The sequence below is a fragment of the Micromonospora sp. NPDC049240 genome, assembly GCF_040647835.1.
In the GTDB taxonomy this organism is placed as follows: domain Bacteria; phylum Actinomycetota; class Actinomycetes; order Mycobacteriales; family Micromonosporaceae; genus Micromonospora.
Genome location: NZ_JBEZCX010000011.1, coordinates 81,108 through 102,338, shown reverse-complemented (window position 1 = coordinate 102,338; position 21,231 = coordinate 81,108). Strand labels below are relative to the sequence as shown.

At 73.1% G+C, this 21,231-nt stretch carries 20 protein-coding genes; 13 read left to right on the top strand and 7 right to left on the bottom strand.

Annotated features, from left to right (window positions below; translation table 11 throughout):
* Nucleotides 1–8 precede the first annotated feature (8 nt).
* Nucleotides 9–1,076 carry a serine/threonine-protein kinase gene (locus AB0B02_RS18395; protein ID WP_357301664.1) on the bottom strand — a complete coding sequence of 356 codons (1,068 nt, stop codon included), beginning with the start codon at nucleotides 1,074–1,076 and terminating at the stop codon, nucleotides 9–11.
* A gap of 172 nt (nucleotides 1,077–1,248) precedes the next feature.
* On the bottom strand, nucleotides 1,249–3,141 hold the full coding sequence (locus tag AB0B02_RS18390; RefSeq protein ID WP_357301661.1) for an N-6 DNA methylase: 1,893 nt from the start codon (nucleotides 3,139–3,141) through the stop codon (nucleotides 1,249–1,251).
* A gap of 105 nt (nucleotides 3,142–3,246) precedes the next feature.
* Here AB0B02_RS18390 and AB0B02_RS18385 point away from each other — a divergent pair, with 105 nt between their 5' ends.
* From AB0B02_RS18385 to AB0B02_RS18375, 3 genes are all read left to right on the top strand, one after another.
* Nucleotides 3,247–4,905 carry a DUF6119 family protein gene (locus AB0B02_RS18385; RefSeq protein ID WP_357301658.1) on the top strand — a complete coding sequence of 553 codons (1,659 nt, stop codon included), beginning with the start codon at nucleotides 3,247–3,249 and terminating at the stop codon, nucleotides 4,903–4,905.
* Between the two features lie 75 nt (nucleotides 4,906–4,980).
* Nucleotides 4,981–5,466: a hypothetical protein gene (locus tag AB0B02_RS18380; protein ID WP_357301655.1), complete on the top strand. Its 486-nt coding sequence runs from the start codon at nucleotides 4,981–4,983 to the stop codon at nucleotides 5,464–5,466.
* 13 nt (nucleotides 5,467–5,479) lie between these two features.
* Entirely contained in the window at nucleotides 5,480–6,211 is a 732-nt protein-coding gene (locus AB0B02_RS18375) for a methyltransferase domain-containing protein (RefSeq protein ID WP_357301652.1), read from the top strand.
* An 84-nt stretch (nucleotides 6,212–6,295) separates the two neighbouring features.
* Here the strand turns inward: AB0B02_RS18375 and AB0B02_RS18370 are convergent, their stop codons facing one another.
* Nucleotides 6,296–6,715: an NUDIX domain-containing protein gene (locus AB0B02_RS18370; protein WP_357301649.1), complete on the bottom strand. Its 420-nt coding sequence runs from the start codon at nucleotides 6,713–6,715 to the stop codon at nucleotides 6,296–6,298.
* 149 nt (nucleotides 6,716–6,864) lie between these two features.
* On the opposite strand from AB0B02_RS18370, the gene AB0B02_RS18365 reads away from it, so the two are divergent.
* Both AB0B02_RS18365 and AB0B02_RS18360 read left to right on the top strand, forming a co-directional pair.
* Nucleotides 6,865–8,979, top strand: a complete 2,115-nt coding sequence (locus tag AB0B02_RS18365; protein ID WP_357301646.1) for a PQQ-dependent sugar dehydrogenase — start codon at nucleotides 6,865–6,867, stop codon at nucleotides 8,977–8,979.
* A 22-nt stretch (nucleotides 8,980–9,001) separates the two neighbouring features.
* The gene (locus AB0B02_RS18360) at nucleotides 9,002–9,946 is read left to right on the top strand and encodes a sugar phosphate isomerase/epimerase (protein WP_281941057.1); all 945 of its coding nucleotides are present in this window, start codon (nucleotides 9,002–9,004) and stop codon (nucleotides 9,944–9,946) included.
* A gap of 103 nt (nucleotides 9,947–10,049) precedes the next feature.
* Here AB0B02_RS18360 and AB0B02_RS18355 read toward each other — a convergent pair whose 3' ends face one another.
* Nucleotides 10,050–11,081 carry a LacI family DNA-binding transcriptional regulator gene (locus AB0B02_RS18355; protein WP_357301642.1) on the bottom strand — a complete coding sequence of 344 codons (1,032 nt, stop codon included), beginning with the start codon at nucleotides 11,079–11,081 and terminating at the stop codon, nucleotides 10,050–10,052.
* A 116-nt stretch (nucleotides 11,082–11,197) separates the two neighbouring features.
* Here AB0B02_RS18355 and AB0B02_RS18350 point away from each other — a divergent pair, with 116 nt between their 5' ends.
* The 4 genes from AB0B02_RS18350 (at nucleotide 11,198) to AB0B02_RS18335 (ending at nucleotide 15,591) form a co-directional block, all read left to right on the top strand.
* Nucleotides 11,198–12,349, top strand: a complete 1,152-nt coding sequence (locus tag AB0B02_RS18350; RefSeq protein ID WP_357301639.1) for a Gfo/Idh/MocA family oxidoreductase — start codon at nucleotides 11,198–11,200, stop codon at nucleotides 12,347–12,349.
* Complete coding sequence (locus tag AB0B02_RS18345) at nucleotides 12,346–13,509, top strand: dihydrodipicolinate synthase family protein (RefSeq protein WP_357301635.1); 1,164 nt, start codon at nucleotides 12,346–12,348, stop codon at nucleotides 13,507–13,509. The genes AB0B02_RS18350 and AB0B02_RS18345 overlap by 4 nt, the downstream gene beginning before the upstream one ends.
* Nucleotides 13,506–14,345 (top strand): sugar phosphate isomerase/epimerase family protein, encoded by an 840-nt coding sequence (locus tag AB0B02_RS18340; RefSeq protein WP_357301632.1) that lies wholly within the window; start codon nucleotides 13,506–13,508, stop codon nucleotides 14,343–14,345. The genes AB0B02_RS18345 and AB0B02_RS18340 overlap by 4 nt, the downstream gene beginning before the upstream one ends.
* A gap of 70 nt (nucleotides 14,346–14,415) precedes the next feature.
* The gene (locus AB0B02_RS18335) at nucleotides 14,416–15,591 is read left to right on the top strand and encodes an SGNH/GDSL hydrolase family protein (protein ID WP_357301629.1); all 1,176 of its coding nucleotides are present in this window, start codon (nucleotides 14,416–14,418) and stop codon (nucleotides 15,589–15,591) included.
* Nucleotides 15,592–15,655: 64 nt separating this feature from the next.
* On the opposite strand, the gene AB0B02_RS18330 is transcribed toward AB0B02_RS18335, so the two are convergent.
* Nucleotides 15,656–15,925, bottom strand: a complete 270-nt coding sequence (locus tag AB0B02_RS18330) for a GlsB/YeaQ/YmgE family stress response membrane protein (RefSeq protein ID WP_357301626.1) — start codon at nucleotides 15,923–15,925, stop codon at nucleotides 15,656–15,658.
* A 146-nt stretch (nucleotides 15,926–16,071) separates the two neighbouring features.
* Here AB0B02_RS18330 and AB0B02_RS18325 point away from each other — a divergent pair, with 146 nt between their 5' ends.
* Nucleotides 16,072–16,431 (top strand): hypothetical protein, encoded by a 360-nt coding sequence (locus AB0B02_RS18325; protein WP_357301623.1) that lies wholly within the window; start codon nucleotides 16,072–16,074, stop codon nucleotides 16,429–16,431.
* Here AB0B02_RS18325 and AB0B02_RS18320 read toward each other — a convergent pair.
* Nucleotides 16,428–16,760 (bottom strand): YciI family protein, encoded by a 333-nt coding sequence (locus AB0B02_RS18320; RefSeq protein WP_357301620.1) that lies wholly within the window; start codon nucleotides 16,758–16,760, stop codon nucleotides 16,428–16,430. The two genes, AB0B02_RS18325 and AB0B02_RS18320, sit on opposite strands and share 4 nt — an antisense overlap.
* A 292-nt stretch (nucleotides 16,761–17,052) precedes the next feature.
* Here AB0B02_RS18320 and AB0B02_RS18315 point away from each other — a divergent pair, with 292 nt between their 5' ends.
* The gene (locus AB0B02_RS18315; RefSeq protein ID WP_308447841.1) at nucleotides 17,053–18,144 is read left to right on the top strand and encodes a cellulose binding domain-containing protein; all 1,092 of its coding nucleotides are present in this window, start codon (nucleotides 17,053–17,055) and stop codon (nucleotides 18,142–18,144) included.
* 86 nt (nucleotides 18,145–18,230) lie between these two features.
* Here AB0B02_RS18315 and AB0B02_RS18310 read toward each other — a convergent pair whose 3' ends face one another.
* The gene (locus AB0B02_RS18310; protein ID WP_357301616.1) at nucleotides 18,231–19,241 is read right to left on the bottom strand and encodes an acetylxylan esterase; all 1,011 of its coding nucleotides are present in this window, start codon (nucleotides 19,239–19,241) and stop codon (nucleotides 18,231–18,233) included.
* Nucleotides 19,242–19,360: 119 nt separating this feature from the next.
* On the opposite strand from AB0B02_RS18310, the gene AB0B02_RS18305 reads away from it, so the two are divergent.
* Nucleotides 19,361–20,350: an ABC transporter permease subunit gene (locus AB0B02_RS18305; protein WP_357301613.1), complete on the top strand. Its 990-nt coding sequence runs from the start codon at nucleotides 19,361–19,363 to the stop codon at nucleotides 20,348–20,350.
* Nucleotides 20,347–21,231: a carbohydrate ABC transporter permease gene (locus AB0B02_RS18300; protein WP_357301610.1), complete on the top strand. Its 885-nt coding sequence runs from the start codon at nucleotides 20,347–20,349 to the stop codon at nucleotides 21,229–21,231. The genes AB0B02_RS18305 and AB0B02_RS18300 overlap by 4 nt, the downstream gene beginning before the upstream one ends.

Here is a 21,231-nt window from a genome sequence, read left to right as displayed (position 1 = left end):
GAGCCTTCCTACAGGGTCGAACGGCGGGCGTACTGGCGGCGCACCCGGTCGACCAGCCAGGTCATGTCGGCGCCCGGGAGGGTGGGCCGCTCCGGGTCGGGCCTGGTGGGTGCCGGATCCGGCACCGGCACGGTGCCGTCCTCCTCGGGGATGGGCGGATCCTCGGGTTCCCGGCGCGGATCGTCCAGATCAGGCGGCACCAGCAGCTCGGTGTCACCGTCATAGGTCAGCGCGGCGACCTCCCGCCGCAGGTCGAGGACGGTCCGGCCGCTGCTGCCGGTGGCGACCGCGAGCAGCCGGGCGCGCACGGCGTCGAGGCCGGGCCGGGCGGTCGGGTCAAAGGCCAGCATCGTGCCGAGCACCTGCACCAGTTCCGCCGGTACGCCGCTCAGATCGGGCAGGTCGGCCGGATCGGTGATCCGCAGCAGCAGATTCCACGAGTTCGTCGGCGGGTAGAGGCCGTGACCGGTGAGTGCGAAGACCAGCGTCGCGGCCAGGCCGTAGATGTCGACCGCAGCCGTCAGATCCCGCTCGCCGCGCACCTGCTCCGGTGACATGTACGCGGGGGTGCCGACGATCGCGCCCACCTCGGTCAGGTAGTGCTCACGGTCGATCAGCACCGCCAGACCGAAGTCGATCAGTTTCGGGCCGTCCGGACCCAGGATGATGTTCTGCGGCTTCAGGTCGCGGTGCAGCAGCCCAACCTGGTGCACCTTCGCCAGGCCGTCGGCGAGCATCGCGCCGACCATCGCGGCCAGCGGCAACGGCAGCGGGCCCCGGGCGTCGACGTGCTGGCGCAAGTTCGCGCCCGGCACGTACTCGACCGCCAGCCACGCGGGGTCGCCGGTGGTGTCGGCGTCCTCGAGCTGCGCCACCCGGGAGCCGAACACCAGCCTCAGGCTGTCGACCTCGGCGGCGAACCGCTCCCGGACCGTGGGTTTCTCGATGAGATGCTGCTTGATCACCTTGAGGGCGACCCGGTCCGCGGTCGGTGACACCGCGAAGAAGACCTCACCCATGCCACCGGACCCGAGCGGCTTGACCAGCTCATAGCCGCCGATGTTGCGCAGCGTCATTCGCCCCCCCTCGCGACGACCGGCACTGTCCACAATGTCGTATCCATGCCGGACAGACGCATGACCGTACAACTTCGCACGATCACGAAGCTAGGGACCCTTTGGCGTATCGTGCTGACCCGATGGCGGCCGATCACCGACCTGTCGCCGGAACCTCTTTCATGCCGGGCCGTTACGCCCCAGGTGCGGGCCGTAGAACTCCGCTCGCCAGACCGTCGGCGGTCAGCCTGACCAGCTCCGCCCCCAGCGACGCCGCCTGTCGGATTGTCGACTCGAATGCCTCCAACCGCCGGAACGCCTCCCCGTACGCCCCCTGCTCCGCTCGCGACACCCGCCGCACCTGCGCCCGCCGCACGTCGAACCGCAGCGTCCCCGACAGGCTCGACGCCTGCCGTTCGTTCGTCGACGTCCGCAGTTGCCCGGCCAGGAACCACGAGTCGAGAACCGCCGGATCAGGCCGCAGCAGGTACAGACCCGGTCCCAACAGTGCTCCTTCGGCGGTCACGACGAGAGCGGTGAGCTGCCGGGCGATCACCGGCACGACCACGTCACCGGCGGCCAGGGGGATCTCCTGCCCGAGCGAGCCGCCGCGGGCCGAGGGCTCGCTGCGGGTGACCACGTCGGGCGCGGTCAGCACCGGCCGGCCACCCCCGGCCGGCTCACCACCGTCGCCGGAAGCCGCTCCCCGGATCGGGCCGAGGAGGTGCAGCGCGCCGGACCGCACCAGCTCACCGACGGAGAGGAACTCCCCCTCGGCCCCGTCGGGCGCGGGCGTGACCTGCGGCATCAGCGCCGGCAGGTCCGCGACGACGGTGGCGAGGCGCTCCCGCGTGCGTACCAGATGTTCTCCGCTCGCCTCGCCCACGACGGCGGGTTGGCGGCGGGCGGGGGTGAGGTCGACGTCCTCGTCGAGCAGCTCGATGACCGGCACGGCACGCGCGTAGCCGGGTTCGTCGACGTCGGTGTCCGCGACGAACGCCCGCCAGGTGTCGAGGACGCGCGAGAGGTCGGCGGCGTCGACGAGAAGCGTCCGCGCCGGGGGCGGCGCGTCGGCCGGCGGGCGTCGCAGCACCCACAGGTGCAGGGGTACGCCGTGCGGCGCCGCCGCCCCGGGCGGAAGTGCCACGACGGCGCGCAGTGCGCCGCGGCGCAGCAGTTCGGCGCGGATGCGCCGCCCGGCGCGGCGACCGGCGACGGTGGGCGGCATCAGGAGCACGGCGTGGCCGCCGGGGCGCAGGTGGGCCAGGGCGTGTTGGACCCAGGCCAGCTCGGGTTCGGTACGCGGGGTGGTGCCGACGATCCAGCGGGGGTCGTGGCCGAGTTCGTCGTCGCCCCAGTTGCTGGCGCCGAACGGCGGGTGGCAGACCACGGCGTCGAAGGTGCGCCCCGGGTAGGCGTCGGCGCGCAGTGAGTCGCCGGTGCTCACCTCTCCCGGCACGTCGCGCAGGGCCAGCCGGAGTTCGGCGAGTCGGGCGAGGTCGCTGTCGAGTTCCTGCCCGTACGCGGAGGTGCAGCCGGCGCGGACCGCGGCGCGGAGGGTGGCGCCGGTGCCGGCGGCCGGGTCGAGCACGGCGCCGCCGGCGACGTCGGCGAGCCCGGCCATCAGGTCGGCGAGGTCGTCGGGGGTGGCGATCGCGCGGCCAGGGCCGGGGGCGGAGAAGCGTTGCCACAGCGCGTCGAAGGCGCCCTGTGGGCCGAGCTCGTCGGCGAGCGCGTCGACGTCGGGCAGTAGCGGTATGAGCTGCGGATCGGTGGTGCGGGCGGGGCGTCGGCCATGGTGCCGGGCGAGCAGTCGGGCGGCGACGGCGGCGAGGCCGGCAGCCGGGGAGGTGCTGGTGGCGGCGAGGTGCCGCCAGAGCCGGTCGGCGGTGGCGAGGTCGGGGAGCTTGCCCTGGGCGTGCAACCAGCGTTCGACCTGGGCGAGGTCGAACTCGGGGCTGGTCGCGCTGCCGCCGACCGGCGCGGGGAAGTCCTCGTGCCGTTTGCGCCAGTTGCTGACGGCGGCCCGGCCGACACCGGCGAGCCGGGCGATCTCCGCTGCGGTGATGGTCGGCGTCTCCTGCACGTTCGAAGTGTGCCACAGACGTCAAGCGTCATATCTGTTGACAGGGTTCACGGACGATGCTGTCATTGAGCCCGTTGACATCCCTGCTCTCCACCGGAGTTCGTCATGCGCTTGGTGAACAACCCCGATGACACCTACCCGACCACTGTCTACCGGCTCGCCGTGCCGCCCACCGTCGACGGCCTGTCGTCCGCGCTCCACGTCGACTACCTGCGGCGACACGGTTTCGAGCCGACGCCGCACCGGGTCGGCGACACGCCGGCGATCCTGGTGCACGGCAGCGCCCCGCGCAGCCGGGCCGAGTGGTGCGGCGTGCTTTCCGGACTGGTCGGTACGGACGTGACCATCGGCCACAGCAACGGCGGCGGAGCGCTGCTGCTCGCCGTGGACGACCGGGCGTACGCCCTGACCTTCGGCACGCTGGGCCGGTTCATGGTCGAGCCGGAGCGGGTGGATCCCACGTTCGGGGTCTCCTTCGCCGTGCGGACCCTGAAGCCCGACGACATCCGCCACGTCCGGCGGCGGGTGCTCGGCACCAGTGGCCGCGTGGACCGCAGCCTCGTGCCGGGCGGTCAGCCCATCTGGAGGTACGCCATCGACAAGTGGGGCGAGATCGTCGGCCAGCTGTCCGGCCGGGTCGACAATCCGAACCTGACCGCGTGCCGGCGCGTCGGCGGGGCGGTGAAGGTCGAGGGCGGTGACGCGCTGCGCATCCCGCTCGGCGTCTCCCCGGAACGGCTCCTCGCCGACCTGCGGGAGATCGACCGGGTGTGCCGGCAGGAGTCGCCCCCGGCCGACCTCGAGTTCATCGAGCAGATCCGGCCGCTGCGACCCACCGACCCGCGACAGTCGGCGCTGGCCGACGAGCTGGACCGGCGGCTGGCGCTGGCGGAGCCGCCGGACCTCGGCGTCGCCGTGCCGGGCCGGCTCGTGGCCGACGTCGAGCACGTCGGGTCGTACCGGATCCGGGTGCCCCGCTCCGGACGGCGCCCCACCCTGACCACGGAGCTGGACCTGGCCGCGATCCTCGCCCACACCACCGGAGCGCTCGACGGTGACCGGTGGACCGGGCTGCACGACGGCACGCTGACGCTCTACGCCGACACCGCCGGCACCGAGGAGCTGACGTCCACGCCGGTGTCCCGCTGGCTCACCGCGGAGGTGGCGGTCGGCGCCGGTCACCTGCTGCTCCACGAAGGCCGGTGGTACGAGATCGGCGCTCGGCACCGCGAGTTCCTGCGCGACGAGATCGCCCGCCTCCTGGACCGGCCACCGAGCGTCGCGCTGCCGGCCTGGACCACCGCGCTGCCCAACGAGGACGCCTACAACAAGGAGGCCGCGAAGCGTCACCCCGGGCTGGTGCTGCTGGACAAGAAGCTCGTCCACACCCGCCAGCACCCCCGTGGGATCGAGGCGTGCGACCTGCTCGGCCCGAACGGCGAGCTGATCCACGTCAAGCGGGCGTCCGGCAGTTCCCCGCTCAGTCACCTCTTCGCGCAGGGTGTCACCTCCTACGACGCGCTGCGCTACGACGCCCGGGCGCGTACCCGGTTCCGTGACCTGGTGCGCGCCCAGCCCGGCGGCGTGGAGCTGCCCGAGGACTTCCGTCCCCGCACGGTGGTCTACGCCATCGCGCTGAGCGCCGGCCGCACGCTCACCGTGGACTCGCTCTTCACGTTCGCGCAGGTCGCGCTCTATCAGGCGGTGAAGACGCTGCGCGCCGAGGGCGTCGACGTCGAGGTCGTCGCCATCCCGTCCCGCTGACCGCGCACCGCTGAGCCACCCGCCGCGCCGCGCCGGGGCGGTCCCCCTGTCCGTTGACGTCACTCCGGAGGCACCGTGCGATCCGACGAGTTCCGCCAGGCCCTGAGCCTGCTCCCCGCCGCCCTGCACGACCGCGTCCCCGCGCTGCGTCGCCACCTGTTCCGCGACGACTGCCCGCGGTGCCAGCGCGTCGGCGACACGGTCACGCTCGCGCTCACCGCGGCCCACTACGGCCAGGTGGACTCGGCCGGCCGACTCCTCGACAACGCCACCCGGCTGGCCGCCGAACACGACGCCGCCGGCCACCCGCCCGACCGGGAACGGGGACACGGCCGGGCCGAGCGCCGGGTGGCGGTCTCCGCGTCGGTCACCGCTGGGACCGACGCCGGCCGGGACGGACACCCCGCCGGCAACGGCCGGTTCGTCCTGCGGCCCGAGACGCGGATCGGCCCGACGCGTCCCCGAGCGCGGCCGGCCGGTCCGGTCCCGGTGTCGCTGCGGCGGACCGGCTCCGGCCTGTACGTCTCCTCGCCACGCTTGCTCCGGGCGCCCACCGGATAGTTGACTCGACGACATGGCCCGCATCGCGTACGACGACACCGACGCGGCGGCGTTCGCGGCGACCCGGCACCTCGCCGACGACGGGCTCACCGCGTGGCGGGAGGCGGTCGCCCGGCACCTCGACCCGCGGCCCGGCATGCGCCTGCTCGACCTGGGTGCCGGCACCGGCAGTTGGGCGCGCGCGTTCACCACCTGGTTTCCGGGCCTGCGCGTCGTCGCGGTCGAGCCGTCGCCGGCGATGCGCGCCCGTGCCGCGTTCCGGCCGCTCCTGGGCGGCGACGCGGCGGGCCTCCCGCTCGGCGACGGCAGCGTCGACGGCGCGTGGCTCTCCACCGTGATCCACCACGTGCCCGACCTCGTCGCCGCGGCGCGCGAGCTGCGCCGGGTGGTGCGGCCCGGCGGCCCGGTGCTCATCCGCTCGGCATTCGCCGGCCGGCATCGGGCGATCACGCTGTTCCGCTACTTCCCGGAGGCCGTGCGCGTGCTCGACACGTACCCCGGCGTCGCCGAGGTCGGGTCGGCCTTCGGCGGCGCCGGTTTCCCCGCCGCGTCCGTCGAGCCGGTCCCGCAGGTCACCGCGGCGTCGCTGCGGGAGGCGGCGGTCACGCTGCGCCGGGAGGCGCACACGCCGCTCCAGTTGATCACCGACGACGAGTACGCGGCGGGCGTCGCGCGCCTGCGCGAGGCTGCCCGGGCCGGCACCGGGCCGGTGGTCGACGCGTTGGACCTGCTGGTCGTGCGCTGATCACCGCCGCGTGAGTCGTCTCCGCTCTCAGCTCGACAGTGGCCGTCCGACGCCGACCGAAGCCTGACGTGACGTGACGGAACGCTAGCCGACCTCGGGGTCGGCCAGGTGCAGCGACAGGACCTTGGCGGTGCCGACCGCCAGTTCGCGGTCGAGCACCTGGTCGCGGGGCACGAAGACCATGGCCTGCCCCTCGCCGAGCACCACGTCCTCCTGGCGGGCGTCCGTGGTGCCACGGAAGACGTACACGGTGACGGTGTGCGGGAAACCTTCCTCGTACGGTCGGGGGCCGCTCCACAGCAGGCGCAGGTCACCGGCGGTCAGGCCGGTCTCCTCCCGCAGCTCGCGGCGGGCGGCCTGCTCGGGTGTCTCGCCGGGCTCGATGCTGCCGCCGGGGAGGCTCCACCGGTACGGCGAGACGGGCGCGTTGCCGTCGCGGTGCTGCATGAGGATCGCGCCGGCCGGGTCGACGAGCAGGACGAGGGCGACGTCGTAGCTGGTCATGCGCGGAGCATGGCACGGCGAGCCACTTTCGTCCAACCTGGGCAAAAGTTGAGCCGAAACAACAGAAAGCTATGGACATATCGACATGGCTTTTGTAGCGTCGGCCGCATCCCATGACCTGCCCGACCGTCCCGAGCAAGGAGAGGCAGTTGACTGGACGACTCGCACTCGCGGTGGCCACCGTTACCGCCACCGCCCTCGTCACCACTCCCACCGTCGCCGCCACCGCCGCACCGGGCACCGCCGCCCCACCGCCGGATAGCGCCTTCCAGAAGGTCACCCTCAACGACAGTCCCGGCGAGCCGATGGACCTGGCCGTGCTGCCCGACCACCGGGTGCTGCACGTGACCCGCGCCGGCGAGGTCTGGCTGCACAACCCCGCCACCGGCCGCAACACGGTCGCCGCCACGTTGGACGTCTACCGGCACGACGAGGAGGGCCTGCAGAACGTCGCCGTCGACCCGAACTTCGGGCGGGGCGGCAACAACTGGGTGTACCTCTACTACTCGCCGCCGATGGACACGCCCGTCGACGACCCCGCCACCCCGGGCGTCAACGAGGGCGACGCGCCCGGCTGGGGCACCGCCGAGGACTTCGCGCCGTTCCGGGGCGTGCTGCGCCTGTCCCGGTTCCGCCTGGTCCAGGACCGGCTGGACCTGCGCACCGAGCAGCAGATCCTGGACGTGCCGGTCGACCGGGGCATCTGCTGCCACGTCGGCGGCGACATCGTCTTCGACGCCCAGGGCAACCTCTACCTGTCCACCGGCGACGACACCAACCCGTTCGAGTCCGGCGGCTACGCGCCCATCGACGAGCGGCCGGGCCGCAACCCGGCGTACGACGCGCAGCGCACCGCCGCCAACACCAACGACCTGCGCGGCAAGATCCTGCGGATCAGGGTCGCGGCCGACGGGTCGTACTCGATCCCGGCGGGCAACCTGTTCCGCACCGGGACGCCCCGCACCCGCCCGGAGATCTACCTGATGGGCGTGCGCAACCCGTTCCGGATCGAGGCGAACCGGGGCACCGGTGAGCTGTACGTCGCGGACTACTCGCCGGACGCGCGGGAGGCGGACCCGACGCGCGGGCCGGCCGGGCACGGCAAGTGGCTGTCCACCCGCCGGGCCGGCAACTTCGGCTGGCCGTACTGCGCCACCGCCGACCTGCCCTACGTGGACCACGACTTCGCCACCGGCGCGTCCGGGGCCCCGTTCGACTGCGCCGCCCCGGTCAACGACTCACCACACAACACCGGGCTGCGCGCGCTGCCACCGGTGCAGCAGCCGCAGGTGGCCTACACGTACGGCGACTCACCGCGGTTCCCGGAGCTGGGCGACGGTGGCATCGGCCCGATGGCCGGCCCGGCGTACGACTTCGACAGGCGCACCACCCGGGGTCGCACCGCGGTCGGCTGGCCGTCCCACTACGACGGCCTGCCGCTGTTCCACGAGTGGACCCGCGACTACGTCAAGGCGTTCCGGCAGGACCGGCGCGGCGCGGTGACCGGCATCGAGCCGGTGCTGCCCTCGGTGGTCTTCGACAACCCGATGGACCTGGAGTTCGGCCCGGACGGCGCGCTCTACGTGCTGGAGTACGGCGACGGCTACTTCAGCGAGAACCCGGACGCGCAGCTCGCCCGCATCGACCACATCGGCTGGACCGGCAACCACACGCCGGTGCCGCGGGCCTCGGCGACGCCCACCGCCGGCGCCGCCCCGCTGACTGTCGCGTTCTCCAGCGCCGGCACCACCGACGCGGACGGTGACCGGCTGCGCTACGAGTGGTACCTCGACGACGACAACCGGGTCGACTCGCGGGCGCCGAACCCGACGTTCACCTACCGGGAGAACGGCCTCTACCGGGCCACGCTGAAGGTCACCGACCCCGCCGGCCGGTCCGCCTCCACCGAGGTACGGATCGCGGTCGGCAACGCCGCCCCGGTGGTGGAGCTGGTCGACCCGGTCGAGGGTCAGTCGTTCTCGTTCGGCGACACGGTCGCCTTCGAGGTCCGTGTGACCGACGACCAGCCGGTGGACTGCGCCCGCGTCACCGTCACCTACATCCTCGGCCACGACAGCCACGGGCACCCGCAGACCACGGCCAGCGGCTGCACCGGCTCGATCACCACCACCGTCCCGGAGGGCCACGACCCCGGGACGGACAACCTCACCGGCGTGTTCGTCGCCAGCTACACCGATGCCGGGAGCGACGGGCTGCCCGCGCTGACCGGCACCGACCAGGTCGTCCTGGTCCCCTCCGCGTAAGACCGGCGAAAAGGAGAACGTCATGTGTTACGGATTCGACGGGGAGAGCGCGCTGCGGCAGTCCCTCGACCGGCGCAACCTGCTGCGCGGCTCGCTGGCGGCGCTGGCCGGTGTCGGGCTGGCCGGCGGGCTCGGCGCGACCGCGGCCCAGGCCGGCGGTGGGCACCAGCACGGCCGGCGGCACGTGCCGAAGGAGCTGATCAGCCTTCAGCTCTGGACGGTCCGTGACGCGCTCAACGGCGCACCCGGCTACGACGCGACGCTGGCCCACCTGGCCCGCGTCGGCTACCCGCGGGTGGAGCTGGCGCTCGGCTACTTCGGCCGCACCGCGAAGGAGCTGCGCCGGTTCCTCGACGGCATCGGCATCCGGGCCACCTCCAGCCACGACGGGATCGCCGCCGACGCCGCCGCTCTGGAGCAGAAGATCGCCAACGCCCGTACGCTGGGCCAGCGGTTCATGGTGGTGCCGTACCTGAACTCCGACCGCGAGGACGACTGGAAGCGCTGGGCGGAACAGATGAACGTCGAGGCCGCCGCCGCGCGCCGGGCCGGCCTGCGGTACGGCTACCACAACCACGCGCACGAGTTCACCATCGACTTCGGCAACGGCCGGCGCCCGTGGGACGTGCTGACCGAGGAGTTGGACCCGCGCCTGGTGCACCTGGAGATCGACCTGTACTGGGCGGTGACCGGTGGCATCAACTCGGGTGAGGGCGTCGACGACCCGGAGGGCTTCGCGCTCGACGTCATCCGCTGCGCGCCCCAGCGGGTGTTGCAGTACCACGTCAAGGACCGCGACCCGGTCACCGGCGACATGGCCGACCTCGGCACCGGGATGATCGACTTCGCCCGGATCTTCCGCCGGCACCAGGTGCTGGAGTACATCGTGGAGAACGACACCCCGGACGTGACGCCGCAGCGGACCGCCGAGGTCGGCTACCGCTACCTGCGCCGCCTGACCTACTGACACGACGGCGCCTACGGCTCGCCGCACCCTCGGGTGGCGGAGCCGTAGGCGCCGTCCTGGTCAGCGGTGCCAGTGCTGGCGTGGGCGCAGCCCTCCCGCCTGCTCACGCGCCCACCTTGGCGGTGCTGGCGCGCAGGACCACCTCGCCGCTCAGGCGCAGGATCCGCCGGCGGCGGGTGGTGTTCTCGGTGAGCGCCAGCTCCATCACCTTCTCGCCGATCTCGCGCAGCGGCAGCGCCACGGTGGTCAGCGGCGGGGTGAGGTCGCGGACGATCGGGATGTCGTCGAACCCGGCGACGGACACGTCACCGGGCACCGACAGGCCGTGGTCGCGCAGCGCCGCGTACGCGCCGATGGCCATCACGTCGGTCACCGCGAACACGCAGGTGGCGTCCAGGCCGCGGGTCAGCAGGTCGGTCATCGCCTGGTAGCCGCCGTCGCGGGTGAACGGCCCCTCGATCACGTCTGCCGGGTCGAGGGTGACACCGGCGGCGGCCAGCTCGTCCCGGAAGCCGCCGAGCCGGTCGATGACGGTGGTGAGCGTCCGAGGGCCGGAGAGCACCGCGAAGCGGCGGTGACCCAGTTCCAGCAGGCTGCGGGCCATGGCGGCGGCGCCGGCCCGGTTCTCCGGCAGCACGCTGTCGACCTTGAGGCTGCGGTGCCGGCTGACCACGGCGACCCGGCCGCCGCCGTCGAGGTAGGGCTTCAGCTCGGCCTCCATGGCCCGCTCCCAGCGGGTGTCCTCGAAGCCGGAGCCGATGAGCAGGATGGCGGGCGCGCGTTCGGCGCGCAGCATCGACACGTACGCGATCTCGCGTTCCGGGTCGCGGAACGTGCTGGCCAGCATGACCAGCAGGTCGTTGGCGCCGGCGACCCGCATGACGCCGCCGGCGACGGCGGCGAAGTAGGGGTCGGTGACGTCGTGGCAGATGACGCCGACGGTGCGGTGGGAGGCCCCGGCCAGCGCCCGGGCGTGCGCGTTCGGGGTGTACGCGAGTTGCGCGGCGGCGGCCAGGACGCGGTCGCGCAGGTGCGGGGTGACCCGCATGCCGTTGAGCGCGCGGGAGGCCGTGGCCAGCGAGACGTCGGCGGCCCGGGCCACGTCCTCCAGCGTCACGTGCGCCCGTGGCTGCATCGATCTCCCCCGTACGGAACGTCTTGACCGGCCGGTTTCGGCGTGGCTACCGTACCTCCTGAAAGCGCTTACTGAAAACGCATTCAGGAGCGGGACCGCCACCCGGAAGGACACACGTGGAGCGCACGTCTATCGGGATCATCCTCAACGGCGTGACCGGGCGGATGGGCTACCGGCAACATCTGGTCCGGTCCCTGCTCGCGATCCGGGAGCAGGGTGGGCTACCCGCCCGCGACGGCAGCCGGATCTGGCCGGAGTTGACCCTGGTGGGCCGCAACGAGGCCCGGCTCGCCGAGATCGCCGCCCGGCACGGGCTCACCTCGTACACCACCGACCTGGCCGCGGCGCTCGCCGACGACCGCCACCAGATCTACTTCGACGCGCAGGTCACCGCCCAGCGGGAGAAGGCGATCCGGGCGGCGATCGAGGCCGGCCGGCACGTCTACACCGAGAAGCCGCTCGCCGAAGGGGTGGACGGGGCGCTGGAGCTGGCCCGGCTCGCCACCGACCGGGGCGTGAAGAACGGCGTGGTGCAGGACAAGCTGTTCCTGCCCGGCCTGCGCAAGCTCAAGCGGCTGGTCGACGGCGGGTTCTTCGGCCGGATCCTGTCGGTGCGCGGCGAGTTCGGCTACTGGGTGTTCGAGGGCGACTGGCAGGACGCGCAGCGGCCGAGCTGGAACTACCGCGCCGAGGACGGCGGCGGCATCACCGTCGACATGTTCCCGCACTGGCACTACGTGCTGGAGCAGCTCTTCGGCCGGGTCACCGCCGTCACCGCGGTCACCGCCACGCACATCCCGGAGCGGGTCGACGAGAACGGCGTCACCTACCCGGCCACCGCCGACGACGCCGCGTACGGGATCTTCGAGCTGGCCGGCGGCGTCATCGCGCAGATCAACTCCTCGTGGGCGGTCCGGGTGTACCGGGACGAGCTGGTCGAGTTCCAGGTCGACGGCACGCACGGCAGCGCGGTGGCCGGGCTGCGGGACTGCCGTATCCAGCACCGCGGCGCCACCCCGATGCCGGTGTGGAACCCGGACCTGCCGGTCACCGAGCCGTTCCGCGCCCAGTGGCAGACCGTGCCGGACAACGCCGACCACGACAACGGGTTCAAGGTGCAGTGGGAGGCGTTCCTGCGGCACGTCGTGGACGACGAGCCGTTCCCGTGGGACTTCCTGGCCGGCGCGCGCGGCGTGCAGCTCGCCGAGGCCGGGCTGCGCTCCGCCCGGGAGGGGCGGCGGGTCGAGATCGAGGAGATCGACAGGTGACCGTCCGGATCACGCTGCCCACCCCGGGCGGCGGCACCGAGACGCGGACGCTGCGGGAACCGGCCGGCTGGCAACGGCCGGCCGCGCCGCCGGCCAGCCGGATCGCGTACGCGGCGGCGCACGTGGTCGCCGACCCGTACGCCGACAACGCCCCCGACGCGCCCGCGCGGCTGGACTGGGACGCCACCCTCGCGGTACGGCGTGACCTGTGGTCGTGGGGGCTCGGCGTGGCCGAGGCGATGGACACCGCGCAGCGCGGCATGGGGCTGGACTGGGCGGCCACCCGCGAGCTGATCCGGCGCAGCGCCGCCGAGGCCGCCGCGTGCGGCGGGCGCATCGTCGCCGGGGCGGCCACCGACCAGCTCACCGGCGTGCCCGACACGCTCGACGAGGTGGTCGCCGCATACGCCGAGCAGGTCGCGTTCGTGCAGGAGTGCGGCGCGGTCGCGGTGGTGATGGCCAGCCGGCAGCTCGCCGCGCTCGCCACCGGCCCCGACGACTACCGGCGCGTCTACCAGCAGGTGCTGGGCGCCAGTGGCGCACCGGTGGTGCTGCACTGGCTCGGTGACATGTTCGACCCGGCGCTCGCCGGCTACTGGGGCTCGACCGACCTGGACGACGCCACCACGACGTTCGTCGCGCTGGTGCGCGCGCACGCCGACGTGATCGACGGCGTGAAGGTGTCGCTGCTCGACGCCGGCCGGGAGGTGCGGCTGCGGGAGCTGCTGCCGCCCTCCGTGAAGGTCTACACCGGCGACGACTACCACTATCCGGAGCTGATCGCCGGCGATGGCGAGCGGTCCAGTCACGCGCTGCTCGGCGCGTTCGCGGCCGTCGCCCCGGCCGCGTCGGCCGCGCTGCAACGGCTCGACGCCGGGGACCCGGCCGGCTTCCGGGCGGTCCTGGACCCGACCGTGCCGCTGTCCCGGCACGTGTTCGCGCCGCCGACGCGGTACTACAAGACCGGCATCGCGTTCCTCGCCTGGCTCAACGGCCGGCAGCCCGGCTTCACCATGGTCGGCGGCCTGCACGGCGGGCGCGGCGTACCGCACCTGGTGGAGACGTTCCGGCTGGCCGACGCCGCCGGGCTGCTGCTCGACCCGGAGCTGGCGGCACACCGGATGCGCGGGTACCTCGACGTGGCCGGGGTGACCGGATGACCGCCGATCCGCGGCTGGCGAAGCTGTCGCTCAACCAGCGCACCACCGAACGCTGGTCGGTCCGGGAGGCGGTCGACGGCTGCGTCCGCGCCGGCATCCCGGCGATCGGGCTGTGGCGCGAGCCGGTCGCCGAGATCGGCGTACCGGCCGCCGCGGCGCTCGTCGCGGACGCCGGGCTGCGCGTGTCCTCGCTGTGCCGGGGCGGGTTCCTCACCGCCGCCGGCGGGACCGCGCGGGCCGAGGCGCTGGCCGACAACCGGCGCGCCATCGACGAGGCGGCCGGCCTCGGCACCGACTGTCTGGTGCTGGTCGTCGGCGGCCTGCCGCCCGGCTCCCGCGACCTGGCCGGCGCGCGGGCGCGGGTCGCCGACGCGCTCACCGAGCTCGCCCCGTACGCCGGCGAACGCGGCGTGCGCCTGGCGCTGGAGCCGCTGCACCCGATGTACTGCGCCGACCGGGCGGTGCTGTCCACGCTCGGGCAGGCGCTCGACCTGGCCGAGGCGTTCCCGGTCGACCAGGTCGGCGTCGTGGTGGACACGTTCCACGTCTGGTGGGACCCGGACGTGTGGCGGCAGATCGCTCGCGCCGGAGCGCGGATCGCCAGCTTCCAGGTGTGCGACTTCCTCACCCCGCTCCCGGCCGACGTGCTGCTCGGGCGCGGAATGATGGGCGACGGGCACATCGACTTCCCGCCGCTGCGCCGCGCCGTGGCGGCGGCCGGCTACACCGGGGACACCGAGGTGGAGATCTTCAACGCCGAGGTGTGGGCGACCGACCCGGACCAGGTCGTCGCCACCATGGCCGAGCGCTACGTCGAGCTGGTGCTGGCCGACTGACGCGCGCCCGGTCCGGCCTGTCGGACGAAACACGTGGTCGTCCGGCGGACCGGTAGGTCAAGATCGGGTCATGACGCTGCCGCCCCCCTCGATCACCACGCCGATCACCGCCGACCTGCTGCGCGGCGCGCTCGACCTGGAACGCACCGCGCACGGCGTGCTGCCGCACCGGCTGCCGGCCCGCGCCCGGGCCCAGAACACCGACCCGCAGGTGACGATGGCGGAGACGATGCCGTCCGGCGTACGACTGGTGTTCCGCACCCGCGCCACCGTCGTCGAGCTGGACGTGCTGCCCACCAAGATGGTCTACCGGGGCGCCCCGCCGCGCCCGGACGGCCGCTACGACCTGCTCGTCGACGGGCGGCTGGCCGGGCAGGCCACCGCCGATGGCGGCAAGGTGCTCACCATCGACCTGACCACCGGCGACGTGACCACCGATCCCGGACCGGTCGCCACGGTCCGCTTCGCCGACCTGCCCGTCGGCGACAAGGAGGTGGAGGTCTGGCTGCCGCAGCGCGAGATCACCGAGCTGGTGGCGCTGCGCACCGACGCGCCGGTCGAGCCGGTCGGCGACCGGGGGCGGCGGGTGTGGCTGCACCACGGCAGCTCGATCAGCCACGGCTCGGACGCCGAGAGCCCCACCGCCACCTGGCCGGCGATCGCCGCCGGGCTCGCCGGCGTGGAGCTGGTCAACCTCGGGTTCAGCGGCAGCGCGCTGCTCGACCCGTTCACCGCGCGGGCGATGCGCGACACCCCGGCGGACCTGATCAGCGTGAAGATCGGCATCAACCTGGTGAACAGCGACGCGATGCGGTTGCGCGCGTTCACCCCGGCGGTGCACGGCTTCCTCGACACGCTGCGCGACGGGCACCCGGAGACCCCGCTGCTTGTCGTCTCGTCGATCCTGTGCCCGATCCAGGAGGACACGCCCGGCCCGGGTGCGGCCGACCTCAGCACCGGCACGCTGCGGTTCGTCGCCACCGGCGACCCGGCCGAGCAGGCCGCCGGGAAGCTCACGTTGCGGGTGATCCGCGCCGAACTGGCCCGGATCGTGGCCGCCCGCGCCGCCGACGACCCGAACCTGCACTACCTGGACGGGCTGGAGCTCTACGGCGAGGCGGACTACGCCGAGCTGCCGCTGCCCGACGAGCTGCACCCCGACCCGGTCGCGGACCGCCGCATCGGCGAGCGGTTCGCCGCGCTGGCGTTCGGCGCGGGCGGCCCGTTCGCCGCCGACGGTTCCTGACACGCCGGCCGGTCGGGACGCTCGCGGCGTCCCGACCGGCCCGGGTGACGGCGGTGCGGTCGGGTCAGAGCCGTCGCCGGCCGTAGGCGCCGGCGACGACGGCCACGCCGATCGCGGCGAAGACGACCTGGATGAGCAGCTCGATCCAGTCGACGCCGTTGGTGTCGGCCACGTCCAACGCGCCCGCGACGGCGGTGCCCAGCAGCGCGGCGACCACGCCGATGACCAGGGTGAGCCAGATCGGGATGTTCTGCTTGCCCGGTACGACCAGGCGGCCCAGCGCGCCGATGATCAGACCGATGATGATGCCGGAGATGATGCCGCCGACGTGCATGATGGCCGCCCTTCCTCAGGGATGTGAGTCGACCGGTCAATTGCCCCGGGCAACGGAAAATGAAACCGGGTGGCGGGCTGACCGGAGCGCCGCCGGTGGGGTGGGATGGGACGGACCGGACGGCGCGGCACACCGAGGAGGACGCGATGGCACACGGCCCGGTGCTGGTGATCGGAATCGACCCGGCTCGGATCCCGGGCTGGGACCCGGCGCCGGTGGTCGCCGCGATCGCGCGCGGTCACGCCCGCTTCGCCGAGCACGGGATCGAGGCCGACCTGTGCCTGGTCGCGCCGGACCCGGACGCCGAACGGGAGGTCGCGGCGGCGCTGACCCGCCGGGCGTACGCCTGCGTGGTGGTCGGTGGCGGCCTCCGCAAGCACGAGCCGCTGCTGGAGCTCTTCGAGCAGGTCGTCAACCTGGTGCACCGGCACGCCCCGGGCGCGGCGATCGCGTTCAACAGCACCCCGGAGGACACCGTGGACGCGGCGCTGCGCCGGCTCGGCTAGGGCGTGTCGCGCAGCGGCCACACCTCGACCACGCCGTGGGCCACCGCGCACGGCGTTCCCGACACCAGCTCGATCGCCTCCGCCATCGACGCCGCCTCGATCACCGCGAAGCCGCCGATCGGCAGCGCCGAGGTCAGGAATGCCCCGTCCCGCACCTCGGCGCCCGCGCCGTCGGGGTTGCGCACCTGCACCGGAGCGCCGGCCACGCCCATCCGCACCCCGGTCGCCCGCAGCCGCTCGTCGTGCGCGTGGGCGGCGTCGCGTACCGCGGGGTCGGTGCGGTCGTAGCCGTCCTGGTCGCCGTACCCGATGGTGATGAACGTCGGCATGCTGCGGGCCCTCCGTCGCGGTTGCGGTCCTCGACCTGCCTACCACGCCCGCGCCGCACCACGGCGCGCCGCGCCCGTCCGGGGCGGTCGAAATCGATTTAGAACCATCGATTGACATCGTTATCGAAGGCTCAGTAGCGTGGGGCCGGCGGGAGCGGAGGGCAGGCTCCCGTGCGGCACGACACCGGTGTCCGGGTCCCGGTCGGCCGCGCCGCACCTCACTCCCGTTCACCGCGCGTGCCACGGCGACCGCGGTGACGCACGCACCGACCGATCCCCCGCGGAGGACCCGATGATCCGAAGATTTCGACTGTGGAGCGCGGCAGCCGCCGCGATGGTGGCCCTGGCCGCCGCGGCGACGATGGCCGGCGGCCCGGCGAGCGCCGAGTCCAACGGGGGCGTCCGGGTGATGCCGCTCGGCGACTCCATCACGGACGGGTTCAACGTGCCCGGCGGCTACCGGACGGAGCTGTGGCGACGGCTGGCGGCGGACAACTACCGGATCGACTTCGTCGGCTCGCAGTTCAACGGCCCGAGCAGCCTGGGTGACCACGACCACGAGGGGCACTCCGGGTGGACCATCGCCCAGATCGACGCCAACGTGGTGAACTGGTTGCGGGCGACGAATCCCCGCACCGTGCTGCTGCACATCGGCACCAACGACATGTACGGCGACACCAGCGGCGCCCCGGGCCGGCTGGCCACGCTTGTCGACCGCATCACGTCGACCTCGCCCACGACCGAGCTCTTCGTCGCCACGATCGTCCCCAAGTCCGGCGCGGACACGCAGGTCCGCGCGTACAACGCGGCGATTCCCGGCATCGTGAAGAGCCGGGCCGACGCGGGGCGGCGTGTGCACCTGGTGGACATGTACGCCGCGCTGACCCTCGGCGACCTGGCCGACGGCGTGCACCCCAACGCCGGCGGTTACGCCAAGATGGCCGCCGCCTGGTACAACGCGCTGCGATCGGTGCCGGGCAGCATCAGCGACAGCACGCCCCCCACCACTGCCCCGCCCACCACACCGCCGCCCTCCACTCCCCCGCCGACCACCCCGCCGCCGGCCGGCGGATGCCGGGTGGCGTACGCGGTCAACGCCTGGGGCAACGGTCTCACCGCCAGCGTCACGATCACCAACACCGGCGGCGCGGCCGTCAACGGGTGGGCGCTGGCGTTCACGCTGCCGGGCGGGCAGACCATCACCGGCGGCTGGAACGCCTCGTACGCGCCGACGAGTGGGGCGGTGACCGCGCGCAACGTCTCCTACAACGGCACGATCGCTCCGAGCGCCTCCGTCGACATCGGCTTCCAGGCCAGCCACTCCGGCAACACCGGCAAGCCGGCGTCCTTCACCCTGAACGGCGCCCCCTGTTCGGTCGGCTGATCGACCGCCGACGGACCGCACCTGCCGTCCCGATGCGCCCGACGCGCCCGGCCGCACCGGCCGGGCACGCCGGGAGCGGCGGGCGGTCAGGTCCGCACCGGCGCGTCGGCGCGCCGGAGCACCGCCTCCAGCCAGCTCCGCTGCCGCCGCACGTGGACCGCCTCCCCGCCCTCGTGGCCGTTGTACGGGTAGGTGTGCATCTCCCGCAGCGGCGGCACCGGCCGGCCGCTGGCGGCGCCGTACTGGTTGTACGCGGCGAAACCGGTGCTCGGCGGGCAGACGTCGTCGCGCAGGCCGATGCCGAAGTGCGCCGGGGCGGTGGCCCGGCGGGCGAAGGCGACGCCGTCGACGTGGGCGAGCGTGTGCCGGACCGCCGCCTCGACCTCGCGATCCACGGCCAGGTACCGGGCGATCTCGCCGTACGGGGAGGCGTCGGTGAGCTGGACGGCCCGCAGGATGTGACACGCGAACGGCGCGGTGACCAGCACCGCGGCGAGGTCGTCGACCAGGCCGGCGACCGCCAGGGCGAGACCGCCGCCCTGGCTGTTCCCGGCCGCGACGACGCGCGTCGCGTCGACGCCCGGCAGCGCGCGGACGGCGTCGACCGCGCGGACCGCGTCGGTGATCAGGCGACGGTAGTAGTAGTCGTCCGGGTTCAGGATGCCCCGGGTGGCGATGGTCGGACCGCCCGGGCCGCCGTGCGGGTCGGGAGTGTCGCCGCGGGCGTGCCAGCCGCCCTGGCCCCGGTTGTCCATCAGCAGGTGGGCGTACCCGGCCACCGGCCAGGTCAGCCGCTCCCCCGGCAGGCCCCGCCCGCGGCCGTAGCCGGCGTACTCCACCACGGCGGGCAGCGGGCCGTCGACGCCCGCGGGGCGGGTGTACCAGGCCCGCACCGGTTCGCCGTCGAAGCCGGCGTACGTCACGTCCCAGGTGTCCACCAGGCGCAGGCCGGTGGGTTCGGGCCGGGCGTCACACAGGACCGGGGTCGCGGCGGCCCGGTCGAGCGTGGCGCGCCAGAACCTGTCGAAGTCGGCGGGCTCGGGGACCTCCGGCCGGTACCGCCGGAGCTGGTCGAGTGGCAGGTCGGAGAAGGGCACGGATCCTCCACGGATGACGGGGACATCGATCGCCTTGACATCGATCAAGCGATGGCCATAAATTTCCGGAAAGCTTACGGGCCATTACCGGAATTTTCGGCCACGGCGGGAGGGCGCGAATGACATCCGTACGCTCGGATGCGCGGTTCGCCCCGACGGCGCCCGCGCCCGCGCCGCGGCGGGACCGCCGACGCCGCGTCGGCCGCCGCCGGCCCTGGCGGCGGGCGCTGCGGCGGGACTGGCAGCTCTACTCGCTGGCCGTCCTACCGCTGCTGTTCTTCCTGGTCTTCCGCTACCTGCCGATGCTGGGCAACGTGATCGCGTTCCGGCGCTTCCGCCCCGGCGGCAGCGTGTTCGGCGAGTACTGGACCGGCCTGCGCTACTTCCGGCTGTTCTTCACCGACCCCACGTTCTGGGACGTCTTCACCAACACGCTGGTGCTGGGCGCGCTGACGCTGCTGTTCTGCTTCCCGCTGCCGATCGTGCTCGCGCTACTGCTCAACGAGGTGCGCAGCCGGGTCCTCAAGCGGTTCGTGCAGTCGGTGTCCTATCTGCCGCACTTCCTGTCGATCGTGATCGTGGCCGCGATGGTCATGCAGTTGCTGTCCGTGGACGGCACGGTGAACCAGGTGGTCGGCGCGTTCGGTGGGCGCCCGGTCCCGTTCATCCAGGACCCGGGCTGGTTCCGGTCGATCTACGTCTCCTCCGAGGTCTGGCAGACCGTCGGCTGGGGCACCATCCTCTACCTCGCGGCGCTCACCACGATCGACGGCGACCTCTACGAGGCGGCCCGGATCGACGGCGCCAACCGGTGGCGACAGACCTGGCACGTGACGCTGCCCGGGATCCGACCGACCATGATGACGTTGCTGATCCTGAACATCGGCACGTTCATGGCGGTCGGCTTCGAGAAGATCCTGCTGCTCTACAACCCGCTCACCTATCCGACCGCGGACGTCATCTCCACCTATCTGTACCGGGTGGGCATCGTCTCCGGGAACCTCAGCTACGCCGCCGCGATCGGCCTGTTCGAGGCCGTGATCGGCTTGACGCTGGTGCTGTCCGCGAACGGGATCTCCCGGCGCGCGGTGGGGACGAGCCTGTGGTGAGCCCCCGGCCCAGCCGGGGCTACCGCGTCTTCCAGGCGGTCAACGCCGTCGTCCTCACCGCCGTGGTGGTGGTGACGGTGTACCCGTTCCTCACCATCGTGGCGCGCTCGCTCAGTGACAACGCCGCCATCGTCAGCGGGCAGGTCAACCTCGTCCCGCGCGGGTTCAACCTCACCGCGTACCGGGTGGTGACGTCCGACCCGGCGTTCTGGATCAGCTACCGCAACACCGTCGTCTACACGGTGGTCGCCACGCTCATCTCCGTCGTGCTGACCACCTGCTACGCGTACGTGCTGTCGAAGAAGCACCTGCGGGGCCGGACCGCGCTGGTCGGGATCGCCGTGTTCACCATGTTCTTCACCGGCGGCCTGATCCCCAACTACGTGCTGGTCACCAGCCTGGGCCTGAAGAACACCGTGTGGGCCGTCGCGCTGCCCAATGCCATCAACGTGTTCAACCTGCTGGTGATGAAGGCGTTCTTCGAGAGCCTGCCGGTCGAGCTGGAGGAGGCCGCCGCGGTCGACGGGCTGGGCACGTACGGGACGCTGCTGCGGATCGTCCTGCCGCTGTCCAAGGCGATGGTGGCCACGATGGTGCTGTTCTACGCGGTGTCGTTCTGGAACTCGTGGTTCGCCGCGTTCCTCTACATGGACCGTCAGGACCTGCTCCCGGTGACGGTCTACCTGCGCAACCTCATCGTGGGCGCGACCGACGCCACGCAGACCGGCGGCGGGCTCGGCAGCGGCGACGACATCGTGCAGGCCGCCGCGACCATCCAGTCCGTGACCGTCGTGCTGACGGTCCTGCCGATCCTCGCGGTCTACCCCTTCATCCAGCGCTACTTCGTCTCCGGAATCATGCTCGGCGCCGTCAAGGGATAG